This window comes from Acanthopleuribacter pedis (assembly GCF_017377855.1).
In the GTDB taxonomy this organism is placed as follows: Bacteria; Acidobacteriota; Holophagae; order Acanthopleuribacterales; family Acanthopleuribacteraceae; genus Acanthopleuribacter; species Acanthopleuribacter pedis.
Map to the genome: position 1 here is coordinate 17829 of NZ_JAFREP010000040.1, position 19119 is coordinate 36947.

At 57.9% G+C, this 19119-nt stretch carries 17 protein-coding genes; 8 read left to right on the forward strand and 9 right to left on the reverse strand.

What is annotated here, in order from left to right; all coding sequences use genetic code 11:
* The first annotated feature begins 151 nt into the window (after positions 1 to 151).
* The 6 genes from J3U88_RS29390 (at position 152) to J3U88_RS29415 (ending at position 9060) form a co-directional block, all read left to right on the forward strand.
* A complete protein-coding gene (locus tag J3U88_RS29390) occupies positions 152 to 3472 on the forward strand; it encodes a glycoside hydrolase family 9 protein (RefSeq protein ID WP_207862595.1) in 3321 nt (1106 codons plus the stop codon).
* An 80-nt stretch (positions 3473 to 3552) separates the two neighbouring features.
* Positions 3553 to 5418, forward strand: coding sequence for a cellulase family glycosylhydrolase (locus J3U88_RS29395; RefSeq protein WP_207862596.1), 1866 nt, complete (start codon positions 3553 to 3555; stop codon positions 5416 to 5418).
* 363 nt (positions 5419 to 5781) lie between these two features.
* Positions 5782 to 7197 (forward strand): YHYH protein, encoded by a 1416-nt coding sequence (locus J3U88_RS29400; RefSeq protein WP_207862597.1) that lies wholly within the window; start codon positions 5782 to 5784, stop codon positions 7195 to 7197.
* 12 nt (positions 7198 to 7209) lie between these two features.
* Positions 7210 to 7776 (forward strand): toxin-antitoxin system YwqK family antitoxin, encoded by a 567-nt coding sequence (locus tag J3U88_RS29405; RefSeq protein WP_207862598.1) that lies wholly within the window; start codon positions 7210 to 7212, stop codon positions 7774 to 7776.
* Positions 7773 to 8447: an SCO family protein gene (locus J3U88_RS29410; protein WP_207862599.1), complete on the forward strand. Its 675-nt coding sequence runs from the start codon at positions 7773 to 7775 to the stop codon at positions 8445 to 8447. The genes J3U88_RS29405 and J3U88_RS29410 overlap by 4 nt, the downstream gene beginning before the upstream one ends.
* A 343-nt stretch (positions 8448 to 8790) precedes the next feature.
* A complete protein-coding gene (locus tag J3U88_RS29415) occupies positions 8791 to 9060 on the forward strand; it encodes an HU family DNA-binding protein (protein WP_207862600.1) in 270 nt (89 codons plus the stop codon).
* Positions 9061 to 9174: 114 nt separating this feature from the next.
* On the opposite strand, the gene J3U88_RS29420 is transcribed toward J3U88_RS29415, so the two are convergent.
* The 9 genes from J3U88_RS29420 to J3U88_RS29460 form a co-directional block, all read right to left on the reverse strand.
* Complete coding sequence (locus J3U88_RS29420; RefSeq protein ID WP_207862601.1) at positions 9175 to 9921, reverse strand: TrmH family RNA methyltransferase; 747 nt, start codon at positions 9919 to 9921, stop codon at positions 9175 to 9177.
* Positions 9922 to 9967: 46 nt separating this feature from the next.
* A complete protein-coding gene (locus J3U88_RS29425) occupies positions 9968 to 10279 on the reverse strand; it encodes a hypothetical protein (RefSeq protein ID WP_207862602.1) in 312 nt (103 codons plus the stop codon).
* Positions 10280 to 10726: 447 nt separating this feature from the next.
* Positions 10727 to 11791 carry a dual-specificity RNA methyltransferase RlmN gene (gene rlmN / locus J3U88_RS29430; RefSeq protein WP_207862603.1) on the reverse strand — a complete coding sequence of 355 codons (1065 nt, stop codon included), beginning with the start codon at positions 11789 to 11791 and terminating at the stop codon, positions 10727 to 10729.
* Positions 11775 to 12116: a hypothetical protein gene (locus J3U88_RS29435; RefSeq protein ID WP_207862604.1), complete on the reverse strand. Its 342-nt coding sequence runs from the start codon at positions 12114 to 12116 to the stop codon at positions 11775 to 11777. Before J3U88_RS29435 ends, rlmN begins: the two co-directional genes overlap by 17 nt.
* Before the next feature lie 320 nt (positions 12117 to 12436).
* Complete coding sequence (gene dut, locus J3U88_RS29440) at positions 12437 to 12886, reverse strand: dUTP diphosphatase (protein ID WP_207862605.1); 450 nt, start codon at positions 12884 to 12886, stop codon at positions 12437 to 12439.
* Positions 12887 to 12905: 19 nt separating this feature from the next.
* Complete coding sequence (locus J3U88_RS29445; RefSeq protein ID WP_207862606.1) at positions 12906 to 14201, reverse strand: M16 family metallopeptidase; 1296 nt, start codon at positions 14199 to 14201, stop codon at positions 12906 to 12908.
* Positions 14202 to 14300: 99 nt separating this feature from the next.
* Positions 14301 to 15074 (reverse strand): hypothetical protein, encoded by a 774-nt coding sequence (locus tag J3U88_RS29450; RefSeq protein WP_207862607.1) that lies wholly within the window; start codon positions 15072 to 15074, stop codon positions 14301 to 14303.
* Positions 15075 to 15564: 490 nt separating this feature from the next.
* Complete coding sequence (locus tag J3U88_RS29455) at positions 15565 to 16716, reverse strand: AI-2E family transporter (protein WP_207862608.1); 1152 nt, start codon at positions 16714 to 16716, stop codon at positions 15565 to 15567.
* Between the two features lie 113 nt (positions 16717 to 16829).
* On the reverse strand, positions 16830 to 17633 hold the full coding sequence (locus J3U88_RS29460) for a hypothetical protein (protein WP_207862609.1): 804 nt from the start codon (positions 17631 to 17633) through the stop codon (positions 16830 to 16832).
* Between the two features lie 447 nt (positions 17634 to 18080).
* Between J3U88_RS29460 and J3U88_RS29465 the strand changes: the two genes are divergently transcribed.
* Both J3U88_RS29465 and J3U88_RS29470 read left to right on the forward strand, forming a co-directional pair.
* Positions 18081 to 18395, forward strand: a complete 315-nt coding sequence (locus J3U88_RS29465; protein ID WP_207862610.1) for a YbjQ family protein — start codon at positions 18081 to 18083, stop codon at positions 18393 to 18395.
* Positions 18395 to 18889 carry a YbjQ family protein gene (locus J3U88_RS29470; protein ID WP_207862611.1) on the forward strand — a complete coding sequence of 165 codons (495 nt, stop codon included), beginning with the start codon at positions 18395 to 18397 and terminating at the stop codon, positions 18887 to 18889. The genes J3U88_RS29465 and J3U88_RS29470 overlap by 1 nt, the downstream gene beginning before the upstream one ends.
* Positions 18890 to 19119 lie beyond the last annotated feature (230 nt).

Genomic DNA, 19119 nt, shown 5'->3' on the forward strand with positions numbered 1-19119 from the left:
CGGTCCTTAACCATACTATGACAAGCAGTTTGTTTTAATGCTTCCTCTTCGTTCGCTCACTGCTTGATCTTCGCGTTTGGTCCCCCGTGCCGGCAGCGCCATGCCTCGCCCCGGCACCTTGGTACCGCGCCTTTTCTTTGAGGAGAAAACCATGAGTTTCCCACAAGGCTCGTTGCGACTGAGCCTTCAAGCCCTATTGATTGCATTGCTGCTCTTTACCAGTGCCGCGCCCGCCCTCGCCCAGGGCGGCGACACGCCGAATTACGGCGAGGCCCTGCAAAAATCCATGTTCTTTTACGAGGCGCAACGCTCCGGCCCACTCCCCGCGGACAACCGTGTTTCTTGGCGCGGTGACTCTGGGCTTCAGGACGGCGCCGACGTCGGCCACGACCTGACCGGTGGTTGGTACGACGCCGGCGACCACGTCAAGTTCGGTTTTCCCATGGCCGCCACCACCACCATCCTCGCATGGGGTTTGATCGAATACCGCGAGGCCTACCAACAGACAGGCCAATACGACATCGCCCTGGCCAACCTCAAATGGGCCACCGACTACTTCATCCGCTGCCACACCGGACCCAATGAATTTTACGGCCAAGTCGGCAACGGCCAAGCAGACCATAGTTGGTGGGGCTCCGCCGAGGTAATGCCGATGGCACGACCCGCCTACAAGGTTGACGCTTCCTGTCCCGGCTCCGACCTGACCGGTGAAACCGCCGCCGCCCTCGCCGCCGCGTCGATGGTTTTCCGCGAGGTCGACGCCGCTTACGCCGACACCCTGCAGGAACACGCGCGCCAACTCTACACCTTCGCCGACACCTACCGCGGCGCGTACCACGAGTGCATCACCGACGCCACCGCCTTCTACCGTTCCTGGAGCGGTTACCAGGACGAGCTGGTGTGGGGCGCGCTGTGGCTGCACCGCGCCACCGGCGAGGCCGCTTACCTCAACAAAGCCAAGCTGGAATACGAAGGTTTGAGCACCGAACAGGGTCAAAGCGCCAAAAGCTACCGCTGGACCCATGCCTGGGACGACAAGTCTTACGGCAGTTACGTGTTGATGGCCACCTTGACCGGCGAAAGCCGGTACAAAGAAGACGCACAACGCTGGCTCGACTACTGGACCGTGGGCGTCAACGGCAACCGCATTCGCACCACGCCGGGCGGTTTGGCCTACCTGGACACCTGGGGCGCCTTGCGTTATTCAGCCAATACCTCGTTTATGGCCTTGATCTACGCCGACTACCTGGCGGCCAACCAGGGCGACGCGACGCTCGTCGACCGCTACCACGGCTTTGCCGTCAGCCAGTTGGAATACATGCTGGGCAACAACCCACGCAACAGCAGCTACCTGATCGGTTACGGCAACAATTCACCCACCAAACCGCACCACCGCACCGCGCACGGAAGCTGGAACGACGCCATCAACGAACCCGTTGAAAACCGGCACATCCTCTACGGCGCCCTGGTCGGCGGCCCCGATGACAGCGACAACTACAGCGACGCCCGCGACGATTACATCCGCAACGAGGTCGCCACCGACTACAACGCCGGCTTCACCTCGGCCTTGGCCCGGTTGTACCTGGAGTTCGGCGGCGATCCCGATCCCAACTTCCCACCCGCCGAACCCCGCGACGACGAGTATTTTGTGACCGCCAAACCCAACGCCTCCGGCCGCAACTTCATTGAGGTAGCCGGTACGCTCCACAACCGCAGCGCATGGCCCGCGCGCAACGACACCAACCTGAGCTATCGTTATTTTGTGGACCTCAGCGAAATCTACGCGGCCGGGTACACGGTCGCCGACGTCAGCGCCCGCACGGCCTACAACCAGGGTTCCGGTTTCTCCTGGCCCAACGTCTACGACGCGGCGAATCATATCTACTATATAGAGGTCCAATTCGACGGCGTCGCGATTTACCCAGGCGGCCAATCCGCTTCGAAGAAACAGGTTCAGTTCCGGCTGACGCTGGACAGTACCGACAACGTTTGGGACAACAGCAACGACTTCAGCTACGACGGCATCGCGAGCGGCGGTGGTAGCTTCGGCGTGAAAACCGAACGCATCCCAGTTTACCGCGGCGGTTCCCGCGTGGCCGGCATCGAACCCGCGGGCGGCTGCACCGCCGGTTGTCCCCCAACCGCCGAGGATCAATCGGTGACCGCTTATCTGGGTGTTCCCGTCGATTTGACCCTGCAAGCGGCCGACCGCGACGGTTCGGTCACCGCTTATGAAATTCTCAGCGTGCCCAGCCGCGGTGAGCTGAGCGGCAACGCGCCCAACCTAAGCTACACACCAGGTGGCAATACCGCCGGCTCGGACGCCTTTATGTTCCGTGCACTTGACAACGACGGTTTGTCTTCCGCCGCGGCCACGGTTTCCATCAGCCTTAAAGAACACGGCTTAACCCTGAGTTCCCCAGCAGCCGACGCCCAATTCGACGTGGGTCAGCCGGTCACAGTACGGTTCAGCAAGGACAGCCCGCTGGATGTAGTCCTTTGGATCGACGGCGTCGAACAAGGTCTCGTCGAAAGCCCGGCCACGATCACCGATCTCGCCGTGGGCGCCCACACTCTGGCACTGAGCCTTGCCGGCCGCCCCACCGTTCAACAATCCGTTCAAATCGAGGTGGTTGCCCCGCAACCCCGCGTTCAATTTACCGCGCCGCAAGACGGCACGGTCATCAACAAACTGGAAACCAGCCAAGTCCTGGTTCGCTTCGAAACCGTCAACCATACCGGTGCGGTCCTGCTCAGCAACAACGGCGTTGACCTCGGCGCGGTCACCAGCCCGGTCGTGGTGAACCTGGTCGACGGTGAGAACCAGTTGACACTGCAACTCGCCGACGCGCCAGGAGCAAGCGACACCATCTCCGTGTACCTGACCATCCCCGACCCGGAACTGCGCATCACCGCGCCGGCCGATTTCCAAAGCTATCCGCTTGGCGAAGCCGTTACGGTGACCTTCGACGCCGCCGGCGGTGACGCGGTCGCCGTGCGCCTCAACGGCGACAGCCTCGGCCGCTTCCCCATCGACGCGCCGCTCACCATCAGCGACGGCTTAAACCTCGGCGAGAACCTAATCGAGTTAGAGCTGATGACCGCAACCGGCAGTACCGGCCTCACCGCCTCGGTCACCGTGGTGGTGGTTCCCCCCGCCGGCGGCAGTTGTCGCTACGTAATCCAAAACGTGTGGAACACCGGATTTGTGGCCAATGTCGAAATCACCAACGACGGCGACACCCCGATTGAAGGCTGGAACATTCACTGGACCTTCACGCGTGACCGCCTTGAGCACGCTTGGAACGCCGTCATCGACGGCGAGGGTCCCGGCCGCATCGATGCATCCAACCTCGAATGGAACCGCGTGATCCAACCCGGCCAAACCGTGGTCTTTGGATTTAAAGGTGTGCTGGGCACGCCCAACGGCGAACCGGAAATACCGACCATCCAAGGTTCCGTCTGCCAATAACGACCTCCCCTCCGACGGGTCGGGTCCTCCCGGCTCGGCCCGTCACCTTCTTTCCATCGATTGTTCTTGAGGAGAAAACCATGTTTCCAATCAATTCTTTTCGCTTCCTACAACGCACCCTGCTGCTGTGTTTCTTGCTTGCCCTCACCACCACCGCGCTCGCGGTCCCACCCCTCACCGTCAACGGCAACCGCGTTCAGGCGGGCGGCCAAAATGTCAGCCTCGGCGGCGCCAGTTTGTTCTGGAGCAACAACGGCTGGGGCGGTGAACGCTACTACAACGGCGAGGTCGTCTCCTGGCTGAAACGGGACTGGCACGCCACCATCGTGCGCGCCGCGATGGGTGTCGACGAGGGCGGCGGTTATTTCCAAGATCCCGACGGTAACCGTGAAAAAGTGATTCGCGTGGTCGACGCCGCCATCGCCAACGACCTATACGTCATCATCGACTGGCACTCGCACCACGCCCACCGATACCCGGACCAAGCCGTGGCGTTTTTCCAAGATATGGCGCGCCGTTACGGCAACCATCCCCATGTCATTTACGAGATTTACAACGAACCCCTGGGCGACGCCTCCTGGGATAACCACATCAAACCCTACGCGGAACGGGTGATCGGCGCCATTCGGCAAATTGATCCCGACAACCTGATCATCGTCGGCACCCGGTTCTATTCGCAGGAAGTAGAAGAAGCCTCGTGGAACCCGATCCAAGCCAACAACATCGCCTACACGCTGCACTTCTACGCGGGCACCCACGGCCAATACTTGCGCGACAAAGCATTGGCCGCGATGAACAACGGCATCGCCTTGTTTGTGACCGAATGGGGCACGGTGAACGCCAACGGCGACGGCGGCGTGAACGAGGGCGAAACCCGCGCTTGGATTAACTTCATGAAACAACACGGCATCAGCCACGCCAACTGGTCCGTCAACGACAAAGCCGAGGGCGCCTCAGCCATGTGGCCGGGCGCGAGTACCTCCGGCGGCTGGGGCGACGGTGCGCTCACCCCCTCCGGTAAGCTGGTGCGCGATCTGGTTCGCAATTCGGACCCCATTCCCGGTGGTGACGGCGGTGACGGTGGCGACGGTGGCGACGGTTCGGACGGCGGCGACGGTTCGGACGGCGGCGACGGTTCGGACGGCGGCGACGGTTGCCAAGACAGCGTCCGTTTGCCGGGAAAGATCGAAGCTGAGGACTACTGTCAGATGGACGGAATTCAAACCGAAACCACCTCGGACCAAGGTGGCGGCAGAAACGTCGGCTGGATCGACCCCGGCGATTGGATGACCTACAGCCTCAACGTCCCCAGCGCGGGTCGCTACACCATGAACCTACGCGTCGCGGGCCTGCAAGCCGGCCAGCTCCAGATAGAACAAGGTGGCGGCGGCGCGGTGTACGCGGTGGTTTCCATCCCAGCCACGGGCGCCTGGCAAGCCTGGACCAACGTCTCGGTCGACATCGACCTCCCCGCCGGTGAGCAGCGCCTTGGCTTGGTCGCGTTGACAAGCGGTTTCAACATCAACTGGTTTGATTTTCAGGACGGTGATACCGGCGGCGGCGAAACCATGGTGATGCAAGGCGAAGATTACCTGGTCATGAACGGGGTTCAGTTGGAAAACTGCAGCGATCAAGGCGGCGGCCAAAATGTCGGCTGGATTGATCCCGGCGACTGGATGTCCTATCCCGAAATGGACCTACCGCGCGCGGGCCGCTACAAGGTCGCCTTCCGCGTAGCGAGCCAAAACGGCGGCGGCGTGCTGCAATTCGAAAAGGCGGGCGGCGACGTGGTTTACCAACAACTCAACATCCCACGCACCAACGGCTGGCAGAACTGGGAAACCATCGAAACGGTGGTGGAACTGCCCGCGGGCGTGCAGCGATTCGGCATTTTCGCCCCGGCGGGCGGCTGGAACCTCAACTGGTTCTCGGTGACCCCGCTGTAACACGAGCTTCTCTGAACCGGGCCACAACCCTGGAACCCTCCTGAATCCATCTGAGATTCACCACTTCAACCGCATGTCCCCCCGACATGCGGTTTTTTTTCGGTCTGGTTCGCGGTAGCCTAAGCCGCGAAAGCAACGGATTTCATTTCCTTTTGTAACAAAAGGTTGCGGGTTTGTAACAGCAGGTATCACCACGGTTTCTCCACACTCTCTCCTTAATTGAGACCTATTTTTCAGGACATCGAGGCGACAAAAAGACGACGCCCGACATAATAGTGCCGGTTCTCCCAGCCATGGGCCGGCCCCCGACCGTCCACGAATAGAAGGTGTTGGTCCCGTTCCCAATGCCTAAAGGAGACCTGTATGTCCCGATTGATCATCCCCGCCGGCCTTGCTTTGTTGGCCCTGCTCTCATTCGGCCAATCCGTTGTTGCCGGTGTCGCCGGCGATTGCGATTTTGTCTTTCCTTGGATCACCCACAACGACCGCTTCAGCGCCGACTTGGTGTTTAACAACCTTGGCGCCGAGGCAACCTCGGTCCAACTGATCGCCGTTCGCGCCGACGGCAACAGCGAACAGGCCGAAATTTTTATCGAAAGCCTGGAACAACAGGTCTACGCCGCCGACGCGCTCTTTCCCAGCCTCGGCAGCGGCAGCGGCTACAGCGTTTACGCGACCACCGCGCGGACCAGCGACCACATCGAGGCAGCTTTCGTGGTAACCGGTCGCGACAGTTGCTCGCAAAGTTCGCCGGCTCAGGCCAACGTGGTCAAACCTTCCGCAGCCGCCAACCTACTGCTCTTTAAATACATGCCCCAGCTGAACGGCGGCACCGCCGCGCCGGTGATCGTCAATACCGGCGATCAGACTGCCACCGTCACCGTACACGGCTACCAATACAACGGCAAAGTCGGCACCAACAACATCCTCATCGGCGCCAATCAACCCTACGCGGCCACCATCCAAAGTCTGTTCCCCGGCACCCGTGAGGATCTGTACTTGGTCGTCCAAAGCGACCAACCCGTGGTCGGCCTGAGCTTCGCCTTTAACGAACTGGGCGAACCCGCCATGGCCGACGCCGTCCCGCTCACCGTGCTGCCAGACGGTGGCAATGACGACGGTGACAACAACGGCTTGACCGGCTGGGATGCCATTCTCGCCAAGTTCACCGATAACGTGCAGGCCTTTGTGGACGGCAACACCGTCGTGATTCGCACCGACGGTGTGCCCAACCACGGCAGCCCCTACTTCGGCGCCGGCGACAGCCGTTACCTTCAACCCCATAGCGGTATGCACGTGAACCCCAACCGTATCGGCGAGCAAAATTTGGAATTCGAAGTCCCCACCAACCCGGCCGTGGCCGCCACCGGCAGCGAAACCCGACTGGGCCCGATCGGGGTCGCGCTTAACGGGGTCCCTTTCTTTAACCAGTACGCGGGCCGGACCGCCGCCGGTTGGGAAGCCCTGGATAACGAAATCCTCAGCTTCGACATCTACAACGGGCACCCCGCCGGGAACGACATGTACCACTACCACTTCGAACCCGTGTTCCTCACCGAGGGCGACAAAGCCGCCTTAATCGGCGTCATGATGGACGGGTTCCCGGTTTACGGACCTCAAGATCCAGACGGTTCTTTACCCAACAATTTGGACGAATGCAACGGCCACACCCACGCTACCGCCGAATTCCCCGAGGGGATTTACCACTACCACGCCACCACCGAGTTTCCCTACCTCAACGGCTGTTTCCGCGGTGAGTCCGGCACCGTGAGCCAATAAAGGGAGAAAGCCATGCCGACCCTGCTGCTGATTCTCCTGAGCCTCACGCCAACCCCCACCACCGCATCGCCTTTGATCCTCACCGAAAGCGACGCGCGTTTGATCCCAAACGGTCGCCGCCTGATGTTCCTGGACCAACCCTTTAGCGGGGTGGTCTGGCGGGCGGCGACCGAGGGCAACGGCCGGCTGGTTTCCTATCACAACGGCTTGCGCGAGGGTTTGGCCCTGAGCTGGCGCGGTGACGGCGGCATCGCCACCGTACGCCGCTTTGCCGCCGACCGTAAGGTGGGCACCCACCTCGGCTGGTGGCCCGACCGTCGCCCGCGCTTTGTCTACCACTTCGAAAACGGCCTCACGCACGGCCCGCAACACACCTACTACGCCGACGGCAGACCCGCCACCGCCTACCATTTCATCCAAGGCCGGGAAACCGGTGCCCAAAAAGCCTGGACCCGAAAGGGCGAGTTGGTTGCCAACTACGTCGTGCGCAACGGCCGCCGCTATGGCCTGATCGGCGCCAAACCCTGCTACACCACCACCGCCGTCACACAAAACATCGAAGAAGGAAGGACACCATGACCCTCGCCCGCCCCCTCACCCTGCTCCTGCTCGTTGCGACCACCCTGTCCACCTTTGCCGTCGAGCCGGTAACCCCCCTGGTGCTCCCATTCTTCGACAGCGCGGATCTTTCGCCCCGTTGGGCGGACGACAGCGGCGAAGGTCCCGCGCCCGGAAGCCACCGCATCGGCGATTTCCAATTCACCAACCAGCAGAACCAAACCGTGACCCGCGCCGATCTGCTCGGCAGCATCCACGTCGCCGACTTTTTCTTCACGAGCTGCCCCGGAATTTGCGCCACGCTCACCCGCAACCTCAAACGGGTTCAAGACGCCACCGAAGGCCGTGACGTCGCGCTGATTTCCTACTCGGTCACGCCGCGGATGGACACACCCGAGGTACTGGCCGCCTATGCTCTGCGGTTCGGTGTCGACAACAAGCGTTGGCACCTGACCACCGGCGACAAAGAAGCCACCTACGCCCTAGCGCGCGAATCTTATTTCGCCGACGGCCTCAAGAACCAAGGCAAAGGCAGCGAAACATTTCTGCACACGGAGAACCTTTTCCTGGTCGACGCCCAAGGCCGCATTCGCGGCGTCTACAACGGCACCCGCGCAACCGACGTCACCCGCCTGATCGAGGACATCGCACACCTTCGGGCTGAGATGCAAGACACGGCCACCCCACGCTGAATCGCCACACATGAGAACGCGTGATCAACACCGGGGCAAAACACCTTTCACATTTACCCAAAGCAAAAATTAACGAAAAAATGCCTTTAAAAAAGCGCGGTTCAAACCCATAAAAAGACCCAACAAGCTCATTTTAGTGGATCTAGCGTTTTTCCTCGATTCGATTTGTGTTATCATTCTGAAACTGGTCTCCCGCTTACCATCGTCTTTAGAGGAAGATAGCGCGAATGAGGGGTTTTCATCCTTCATTTCGGCGGTATTTCTGCGAGCGCATGGCAATCGGGAATGGCGACAAGCTACCAAGTGACGAGGTCTAAAAAGACCTTCTCTGGAGGTTATCCAAATGATCAAGATCGACATTGCTGAGAAAATTACCGAACGTGTGGACATTCCGCGAGTGGTCGCCTTAAAAGCAGTTGATGTCATTTTGGACGAGATGAAAGACTCCCTCGTTCGCGGTGAGCGAATTGAAATCCGTGGGTTTGGTGTCTTCCAAAAGAAACTCCGCAAGAAAAGCGTGGGCCGTGATATCCAACGCGCGAAAACCATCGAGATCCCCGAAACATACACCGTCAAGTTCAAACCCGGCATTGAAATGCGTGTCCTCGACTAAGACACCCCAACCAAAAACACCGCACAACCCCAAGCAACCATTCAAAAGCATGGTTGTTTGGGGTTGTTTCGTTTAAATCTGAGATGTCGGTCAAAAACGGCTCATTCGCGCCGTTCAGCCACGCGTCATGGCATACATTAATATATGGGCCGCACCAGCGACATTCAGGCTCTCAACCCGGGGCTGAATGGGAATGGCCACCAAATCGGTGAGCCGCGCGCGCAGATGCTCGCGCAAACCATGCCCCTCGTTACCCATCGCCAAAACCAAATCGCGCGGCCAGGTGAGATCGTGAAGATCCCGTCCCGCGCCGTCCGCGCCGAAAATCGGCAGCGGGTTTTCGGTCAGCCAGGCCGCCAAGCTGTCCTCGGAGAGTGCGTAATGCTTGATGTGAAACACCGTTCCGGCCGAGGCGCGAATGCAGGCGTGATGGAACGGGGAGCAGCCGGGCAAGGCGTAGACCACCCCATCGAAATCAAAGGCGGCGGCGGCGCGAATCAAGGCGCCCGTGTTGCCGGGTTCTTGTACCGCGTCCAGCAGGAGCAGGCGGCCCGTGGTCGGCGGTTTTTGTTGTAGTAAATCGTTTTTGTCAAACACGGCAAGCGGTGGTTTGCCGGATCGGGTCGGCGACAACGGGCCGTACATATCGGCCGAAACCTGATAGGTAGGGCAAGAAAAATCGCCGCCGACCGCGGGCGTGCGCCAAACAGCACGGGGCCGGAGCCCGGCCGCGACCGCCTCGCGGATCAGCTTCTCGCCTTCTACCAGCAGCACCGGTGCCGCTGCACCGGCGCGTTGCCATGCTTTGAGTTCTTTGTAGCGGGGGTTCGCACGACTGCGAATCGCCAAAACGTCGGTCACCCGATCACCCTCTTTGTTGGATCGCCCGAACGACGCCCCCAAACCTTTAAGCTTCGGCTTCTTCGTCCTTCTGATCGTCGTACCAGTGCTGAAGCTGACTCACAATCATGCGCGCTTGTTTTTCAGAGCTGATGTTGAATTTGCTTTTGCTCATGTAACGGCCGCGCGACTTCTGGTAGCGCTGAACACGAACCTTGGGGGGACTCCAGGAACCATCGCTTTTCTTTTCGCGGTAGAGAAACATGATCGTTGACCAGGCGCCCTTGGAAAGAATGTACTTGTCCAACTCTTCCACAATCACTTCACCATCCTGTTCCCAGGCACAGGTCAAGTCGTCAATTGTTTGTTCACCATCCATGGGTCCGTCCTCACTTTTTGAATAAAATCTCGCACGCGGTTTTTTCCGCGAGCTGTACGCCGTCCACAACAGCGGAATCAACGCGGCCGTCCTGAACAGCCGCAAACAAAACCAGAGCATAAACGATTTTTTTTTCGCTGAAAACCCCCATGTAGGAAGTGAGGAGCCTTGAATCGCGACCTTTGGGGTCCCTTTTGGGTATGGCTTGGTATTCCTATTGCCCAGGAATGCGAGACCAGAAGGATACGAATAAATCGCCGCATCCTTTACCGATGATCCCGACCTGGAAAAGTAGGTCCTTCCGCGATGACGGGCCTGGATAGGGGCATAAAACCGCTTCCAAAACAAGTACGACGAGGCAGGGTGTAAAAATCGTCCCATTCTCAGGAATGAGGCCGCGAACAAGCCGGGCCCAAGTCAACGCATAAAAAACCCGGCATCCCTAAACTATCCAACCCGGAGATTGGGCCCCCGCTTGGCGATAGGGGTGGCCAACTGGCCGCAGGCGGCACCGATGTCACGCCCTTTGGACCAACGCACGGTGTTAAGGATCTTAGAACGGTTGAGAATTTCTTGGAATCGCTCAATCACCGGCAGTGCCGGTTGTTTGTATTCGAGTTCCGGCGTTTCGTTAAACGGGATCAGGTTGATTTTACAGCGGAGGTTGGCCACCAGTCGCACCAACCGTTTGGCGTCGGCCGGGCTGTCGTTCAACCCTTCGATCAAAACATATTCCAAGGTGATACGCTCGCGCGGTGGAATCGGCAGTCGGCGGCAGGCCGCAAGCAAGGCCTCAATGTTCCATTTGAGGTTCACCGGCATCAGGTGGTTGCGCTGCTCATCGGTGGTGGCGTTGAGCGACACGGCAATGCGCGGCAAACGCGGGTACTCACCCAACTTGAGCAGGTTGCGCACGTGGCCGCTGGTACTGACGGTAATCCGGCGCGGCGACAGGTTGAGGCCTAACGCGTCGACGAAGTGATCGAGCGATTTGGTAAGGTTGTTGAGGTTCAACAGGGGTTCGCCCATGCCCATCATGACAATATTAAAAGGATCATTGAGCTCCATTTCACGCGCGATCACGAAGGCTTGGCCGACGATTTCGGCGGGGGTCAGGTTGCGGATGAACCCCATTTGCGCCGTCATGCAAAAGCTACAGGCCTGCGCACAGCCCACTTGGCTGGACAGGCACATGGTTACCCCTTTGGTCATGGGCATGTAGACCGCTTCCACATCACCACCCGCTTCAAGGTGGAACACGAATTTAATCGAGCCGTCGCGGGACAGGTGTCGCTCGTAATTCAGCGGCGGACGCACCTCACAAGCATCTTGCAACTTTTCGCGCAAAGACTTGGAAAGGTTGGTCATCTGCTCAATCTCGAGCACGCGTTTCACGTAGATCCAGTGGCGGATTTGCTTTTCGCGAAAGGCCGGTTCGCCCAGGTCGGTTAACAGCTTCTTGATTTCGGCGGCACTTGCCCCGAATAGGTTAAACTTACTCTTCGTCTTCAATGTCGAGTTCGAAGCTTTCATGATCGTCGCCGGAATCCTCAATTTTAATCTTCAATGCAGCCAAGAACTCTTTGTCGTAATGATTGAAATTCTGGTCGGCCGCTTCGTAACGTTCTTCCGGCTTGCCGAGATACAACACGCCTTCCCCGTCTTCTTCATCGCGTTTATCCAGGGCGATGTTGGCTTCCATAATCAAGTAGATATCATAGCCGTTGCCTTTGATTTGGTCCGTTACGTTTTTAATGGTTTGGTCTTTGGTTAACGCATGGTGAAGGGCCACTCCCAGCTCTTTGAGCAAGGATTTCATTTGATCGTCAAGTTCCATGCGCTTCTCCTTACGGTGCCTTTCCATCAGAAAGGGCTTGGGTGGGCCAAATGGGGTTTGGCGTTAACAGAAAATTCGGCGGACAAACAAACGCGGCAGCCCTGGCCGAAACACCTCAAGGTTAAACCATTTGGGGCGGCACGTCCATGGTTATTCAGGAACCTGACCGGCGCAAGCCGAGGAAAAACCCCCGTGGAAACGCGGACCAAGCACACCATCCAAGATCATATTTTTCAATAACTTAGTAAAAAATCGCCAAGTTTACCGCACCTCTCCCAAACATCACCTAAACACCTTAAAAGGGTCAAACGGTCGTCTGGTTAGCGGCTTCCAGTATGTCCAAATCCACCCTCTCCGCGTTCGGTTTCGTCGAGGCCCTCCACCTGCCGCCAGGTCACTTGGATGACCGGGGCAACCACGAGCTGGGCGATCCGCTGACCGCGTTCCACCGAAACCGCTTCTTGGCCGAGGTTCACCAGCGGTACCAAAATTTCGCCGCGGTAATCGGCGTCAATGGTGCCGGGACTGTTAATGACCGTCAATCCCTGTTTAAGGCTGAGCCCGGAGCGAGGACGCACCTGGGCTTCATAACCGGCAGGTAGGGCCATGCACAACCCGGTCGGGCAGGCTTGGCGGGCGCCCGGTTCAAGCACCAGTGGTGTCTCGCCGGCATAACGCAAATCGACACCGGCGCTTAAGGCGGTAGCGTATTCGGGTAAGGGTAAGCCCTCGTGATGGGGCAGGGTCTTCAGGGCAACGGAAAGCGTCATGGTCGTTCCTCTGTGGGGATTAGTGTGGGATGAGGATCGGGGTGTCATGGAAACCACGGCCGGCCAAAAAGCCGTCGTCGGGTCGCCCCGAGGCCGCGCCGAGTCCGGCCAAAGCGCGTTTGTCGGGATGAAATGCGTAACGCGCGGCGTCGCGTACCGCGTCGGCCTCGACGCTTTCAATCAAAGCGACCCACTTTTCCGGCTCGTAAATTTCGCCGTGAACCATTAGGGCGCGGGCTAAGGAGGTGGCGCGGTTGTAGGTACTCTCATAACCCATCAGCAGCGAGCCGATAACTTGCTCCTTGGCGCGTCGCAATTCGCCCGCGTCCAACCCATCCTGCTGCACCCGTTCAATTTCGTCAAAACACAGGGATAACACCGTTTGGTAGTTCTCAGGGCTGCAAGCGCCGTAGAGATTGAAATAACCACAATCCGCGTAAGGGACCGTGTAACAACCGACCGAATAGGCCAGGCCCCGTTGTTCCCGAATGGACTGGAACAGACGGGAGCTCATGCCGCCACCCAAGGCCACGCTCAACAGGTTCAGTGCATGGCGGCGCGGGTCGCGTTGGGAGAAACCGTGGGTGAACAGGGTGAAGGAAACCTGCTCCAGGCGGTCATCCGTGTGATAGGCCTGGAAGCCACGCACCTCGGGTGGCGATTCCACGATGTCCGCCGGCGGGCGATCCGAAACAGGAAACAGGGTTTCACACAGGCGACAGAGTTGATCGTGGTCCAGGTCGCCGGCGGCGGCTACGACCATGTCTTGGGTGCGGTAGAAACGTCCGTGGAAGGCGGCAACCTCGTCGTGATCAAAACGTTTTACGTTTTCGACCGGGCCGAGAATCGGTCGGCCCATGGCATGGTCGCTCCAGTAACGCTGGATACCCAATTCGAACACGCGATCCTCGGGATCATCCTCACCCATTTTGATTTCTTCCAGCACAACCTTGCGCTCCAGCGAAAGCTCGTGGGGATCGAAGGTGGGATGTTGCAGCATATCGGCGAGCAACGCCAAGGTGCTTTCCAAATGAACCGCGCGAACTTTAATCGAATAACAGGTTTCCTCGCGCGCGGTGTAGGCGTCTAAAATGCCGCCGACACCGTCGACGGCTTCGGCAATATCGCGGGCCGAAAAACGCGGGGTGCCTTTAAACAGGGTATGTTCGATGAAATGGAAAAGCCCGTTTTCGGCAGCATTTTCGTGCCGCGAGCCTTTGTTTAACCAGATCCCCAACGAAACGGTGGCGACGTGATCAACCCGTTCGGTGACGACACGCATGCCGTTGCTCAGTTGGGAAAAACGTTTAACCATGGAACCTCAATCTCAAAAAAGCTCGACCGCGCAACGGCGTGGTCGAGCTTCGGGCAATGTGACGGGCCGATTCGGGCCCTTCGTGGCGCGGTAAAGGCGCTAGAACTCGCGTTTCGGAACGCTACGGCGGACCGGCTGCGCGGTATTTTTGCGGTTGTTGCCCGACCGACGAACATTGTTGTTCTTGGAACGGCTGTTATTGTTTTTCGACCGGTTCGCATTATTGGTTGGCGCACCTTTTTTGGTAACCGGCAATGGCTTTTTGTTGTTCTTGACCACCGGTTTCGCCTTGTTGTTTTTGCGATTGGTCGTTTTCTTAGGCGCGGGTTTGGCAATTTTCTTCGAGCCGCCGCGATTGGTTTTGGTACCGTCAAACATCCGCAAGGTAAGCTGTTCACGACCCTTGGTGAGCACCACGTGATCACTTTCAATTTTGGCAACCAAATAACCTTGAAGCTTGTCGTTTTCGCTCAAGCGTTTCGTTTCCATCTGACTTTTTATATTACGCGGGCGACGAATCGGTTTGTTGCGACGGGCGACGTTGGTTTTAGGATTTTGGTTGCGTCCGGCAATGTTGCGCACACGAGCCGCCACCGGGCTCTCCATCTCACTGGGATCGGGCTTATATTTGATGATCGCCATTTTGCGACTGGGAAAAATGATGGTGCCGTCGAGTTGGAATTCCACATTGGTCGGGGTCACTTCAACGATTTCCTCGACTTTCTCCTCTTCTTCAACCTGTTCCTTGCCGCGGTTGGGGTCAAAGGGATCGCGATCAACAATATCGTCCACCTGGTTCTGAGCAAAAAGGCCGGCGCACAAAAACAAGGTCGTCCCTGCGAGGAGTAAGGTTTTAATTGGCGAAGAAATCATGGAATCCTCCAACTTTGGTCACCCAAGGGCGCGCGGCTCTTCATCTTAAGGAGCAGGACGACCGGGTGTCAAGCAACGGTCGGCCATTCTTAGACGGCAGGGGGAATAGATTCGACGAAATTATTTGAAAAAAATGCGACCGAGGAAAGAGAGCCGACGTTCTCCTAGGTGACAGGCTGCTTAAATCACCTGGGTTCAATAGAGATAACTTCTAGCCGACACCCTCGTAGCGGCTTGAACCAGGTGATTGCATTAGAGATAACTTCACGCCGGTATTCAGCGCGTTTAGGCTGCATCACCTAGAACCCGTCGATGGGCATCGGAAACCGATTGCTAGAGGCGCTCGACCGACGACTTACTCCCTAGGTCTTTTACTATCAAATATTTAACCCTGCCTGTCACCAGTATTTCTCTACCACCAACTGCCCCTAACACCCATGTCTTTTATTTACAAATATTTAAAGATGCCTGTCACCATAAAAAAGTTCTCTCAGGTTTGTCCCGCGGTTTCGCCGTCCATAGCTTCCTGATGGCGCTTGGCCAAAAAGCGCAGGAAGCGGTGGTAATAAGAAGAGACAAGAAAGGTCATCGGAAGGGCGATAATCAGGCCGAGCATGCCCAATAACTTGCCCCAAATCGACAGGCTAAGTAACATCACGGCCGGGTTGAGGCCGGTGACGTCACCCATAATTTTTGGTACGAGAAAGCCGTCTTGAATCGCCTGCACCACCGCAAAAACAATCAGCACCAGCAGCATCATGATCCAAAAACTACGCCCCGTTTCCAAACTGTGGACCAACGCGAAGAAGGCGCAAGGCAGAAGGCCGAGTGTTTGTAAATACGGCACCATGTTGAGCAGGCCGATGAACAGGCCAATCACAATACCCAGCGGGAGGTCGATGATTTCGAAACCAACCGCAAACAAGACACCGCAAATCGAGGCGATAAGCGCCTGGGCACGAAAGTAACCCCGCATGGCGGCCGTAAAATCTTCGACCACCTCAATCATCATGGTTCGGTAAGACGGGTGGAGCAGGTCTTTCCAGCCCTCCATAATAGTGTCGTAATCGAGCAAGATAAAAATTAGGTACAGTAGAATGATGAACAAACCGACCACGCCGATCACGATATCCAAGGCACCGGAAAACAGGCCCCAGACGCCCGGAACCACGGTACGCAAGGTGTTGATCACGATTTCACCGAATTTTTCGGTGTTAAAAAAAGCCTGAATGTCCTCGCGTTGGGCCAATTCGGCAACGTAAGCCGACATATCTTCCGGCAGGTATTGAGCAACCTTCTCGTTAAGCTTGGCATCGTTGGCCATTTTGGTGACCAATTCGCCCACGTGGCGAATCTCCTTCACGAACACGGGCACCATAGTCAGGCTGAACAACACGAAGGCCGTGGCGATCAGAAACAAGCTGATAAGAATGGCGACCAAGCGGTTTTTGATGCGGACCCGAACCTGGAGGATGTTCACAAGGGGTTGGATTAGATAGGCCAACAAGGCCGCGATGGCAAAAGGAATGAGCACATCCTGAACGGTCCGCACGAGGAGGAACACCAGGTAAACCACGCCGAGCGTGATGAGCAAGCGAACAATTCGATCAAGGGTAAAGGGTTTATCGCTGAACAAGCCCATCGCGGAAACCTCGTCATCTTTATGTTGGGGAAACGCGCTTTATTATAGCCGAATAAGCAGGCGATTCGAATGCAGAGCGAGGGTCACAACCGATGTACATTCAGTCGATTTAGTTAATTTCTGAAATGCACCTTAAGCCAAAGGTCGATTTTGGCGCGGTGGCCGCCCCCCGGCCGGCGACGTGGTGGGGGCCCCATCCCCTCACGACCCATACCGCCACCACGACCCATACCGCTACCGCGCCCCATGCCGCCACCACGCCCCATGCCGTCACGACCCATGCGTTCACCGCCACCGCGTCCCCCACGCTGACCACCCCGAGGTTCCTGAGTGAACAAACCCAAGGCAATTTTCTTTTTCACAGCATTTACCGCGAAGGGTCGGCCCTTGGCCGAGGTGAGCGGGAAACGCACCTCGGCGGTAAAACCTTCATCGGTAAAAACCACCTCAAAGGCCAAACCAAAAGACGTTGCCGGGTCGATCCATTCCCGAAAAGCCCCGTCACCACCCAAAACTTCAAAAGCACCGTAATCCTCGCCACGCATCTCATCCCGCGAACGTCCGGATTCGGATAATGCGGCTTCTTCCAAACTCCCATGACGCGCGCCACGCGGCCCACCCCGTCCAGGTAAGTAAAGCCCCAGGGTTTTGTCTTTTTTGCCTTCCGGGTTCACCCAAACCGTAAGACCGCGCGCGTGAATGTTGCGCGCTACATCGGCGTCGGTGCCCCGCAAAGCCACGTAAAAATAGTGTTGGTCTCGATGGGTGGCCAGAAAAAGCGTGCCCTTCTCTAACCGGGTCCAAGGTGCGTCGGCCCACTCTTCCGGGGTACCGTCCAGAATAATCGCAAGATCGCGTTGGGGACAGTCAACTTTTTTGACGGCGGTCATCGCCAGCAAGATCAGTAGGTCAAACACGGTTTCTCCTCGGGGCCCGCTTTGGTTCACGGGACACACAGTCGCTCTTCCGATTGTTTTCGGCCGCTTGGCTAGGAACAAGCTAATTTACCAGTTGTTACAATGAACCGCATGGGTACCACGCAACGGTCGCACGATTCTCAATGTCCGCCATTAGGGCCGCATCACGACCAAAAAGCGTGCTGCCATGTAAATTGACGATTGGGTAACCGAAACCCACTGCGGAACAGAAGTCTCCCGCGAACAGGTTCATCGTGAAACGCCAGTCGGCCCAAACCGCGAAAAACCGTCCCACCGCGGCACTTCACGGTCGGTTCATGCGCCCCCCATATCAGCACGGCCAAAGCGTAAACACGGGACACCAAGGTCATTTTTCGATGCCGGATTTCCCCACGAAATACGCGTAGACTTGCAGTGTGTATATTTTCATCCAAAAGGGAGCATTTCATGATCATGACCAACTTAGAAACCGTACCCGGTAAAACCATAACCGCCCATTACGGCTTGGTCCAAGGCAGCACCATCCGCGCCAAACACGTCGGCCGCGACATCATGGCCGGGTTCAAAAATATTTTCGGCGGCGAACTGACCGGCTACACCGAACTCCTCAAGGAATCCCGCGACGAATCCATGCAGCGCATGCAGGAACAAGCCCACGAAATGGGCGCCAACGCGGTGATTAACATCCGTTTCTCCACCTCCAGCGTGGCCCAAGGCGCCGCCGAAATTCTGTGCTACGGCACGGCCGTGCGGGTGCAGTAATGGCTGAATACCTCGTTTTTCTCCCCTACCTGGTTCCCATCGTCTTGCTGGTCGGCGGCGGCCTCGTCGGTTGGCGGCGCGAACGCGACCACTATGCCTCGATTGAAGCACGTGAAAGCCAATACGCCCGCCAGCCCATGCTCAACAGCAGAACCCTGCCGGCGGAAGCCCAATCGGCGCGCACCGAAATGGTCACGGGCTCCGTGGTCATCTCCATCGACCGCTTCAAACAGTTCTTGGGCGCGCTACGCGGTTTTTTCGGCGGCGAAATCAACGCTTACGCCAGTCTTATCGACCGCGCCCGTCGCGAGGCGGTTTTGCGCATGCGCGAGCAAGCGCTCGGTGCCGACATCATCGTCAACCTGAAAATGGAAACCGCATCACTCTCAAAAGGCGGCGAGAAGCAAATGGGCACGGTGGAAGTACTCGCCTATGGTACGGCCGTTTGGTACAGCGACCAACCTCCGCGCCACCGCTCCATCGGCGGCGTCTAGCCCCCATTTCTCACAAGGATTCGTCGCGAGAAGCTGAAAGCCTTATGCGTACGAAGATGACGACCGAGAGACGGCACAGGGGTCCAACCTTTCGCGGGGCCGACCATTCGCGGGGCCGACCTTTCGCGGGGCCGACCTTTCGGCGTAGCAGCTGAGGCCAAGGCGGCGCGACCGAGTAATGCGGAAGGCCGCCCCCCTCGTAATCGCATGGGTTGCCCCGTCGCAGAATT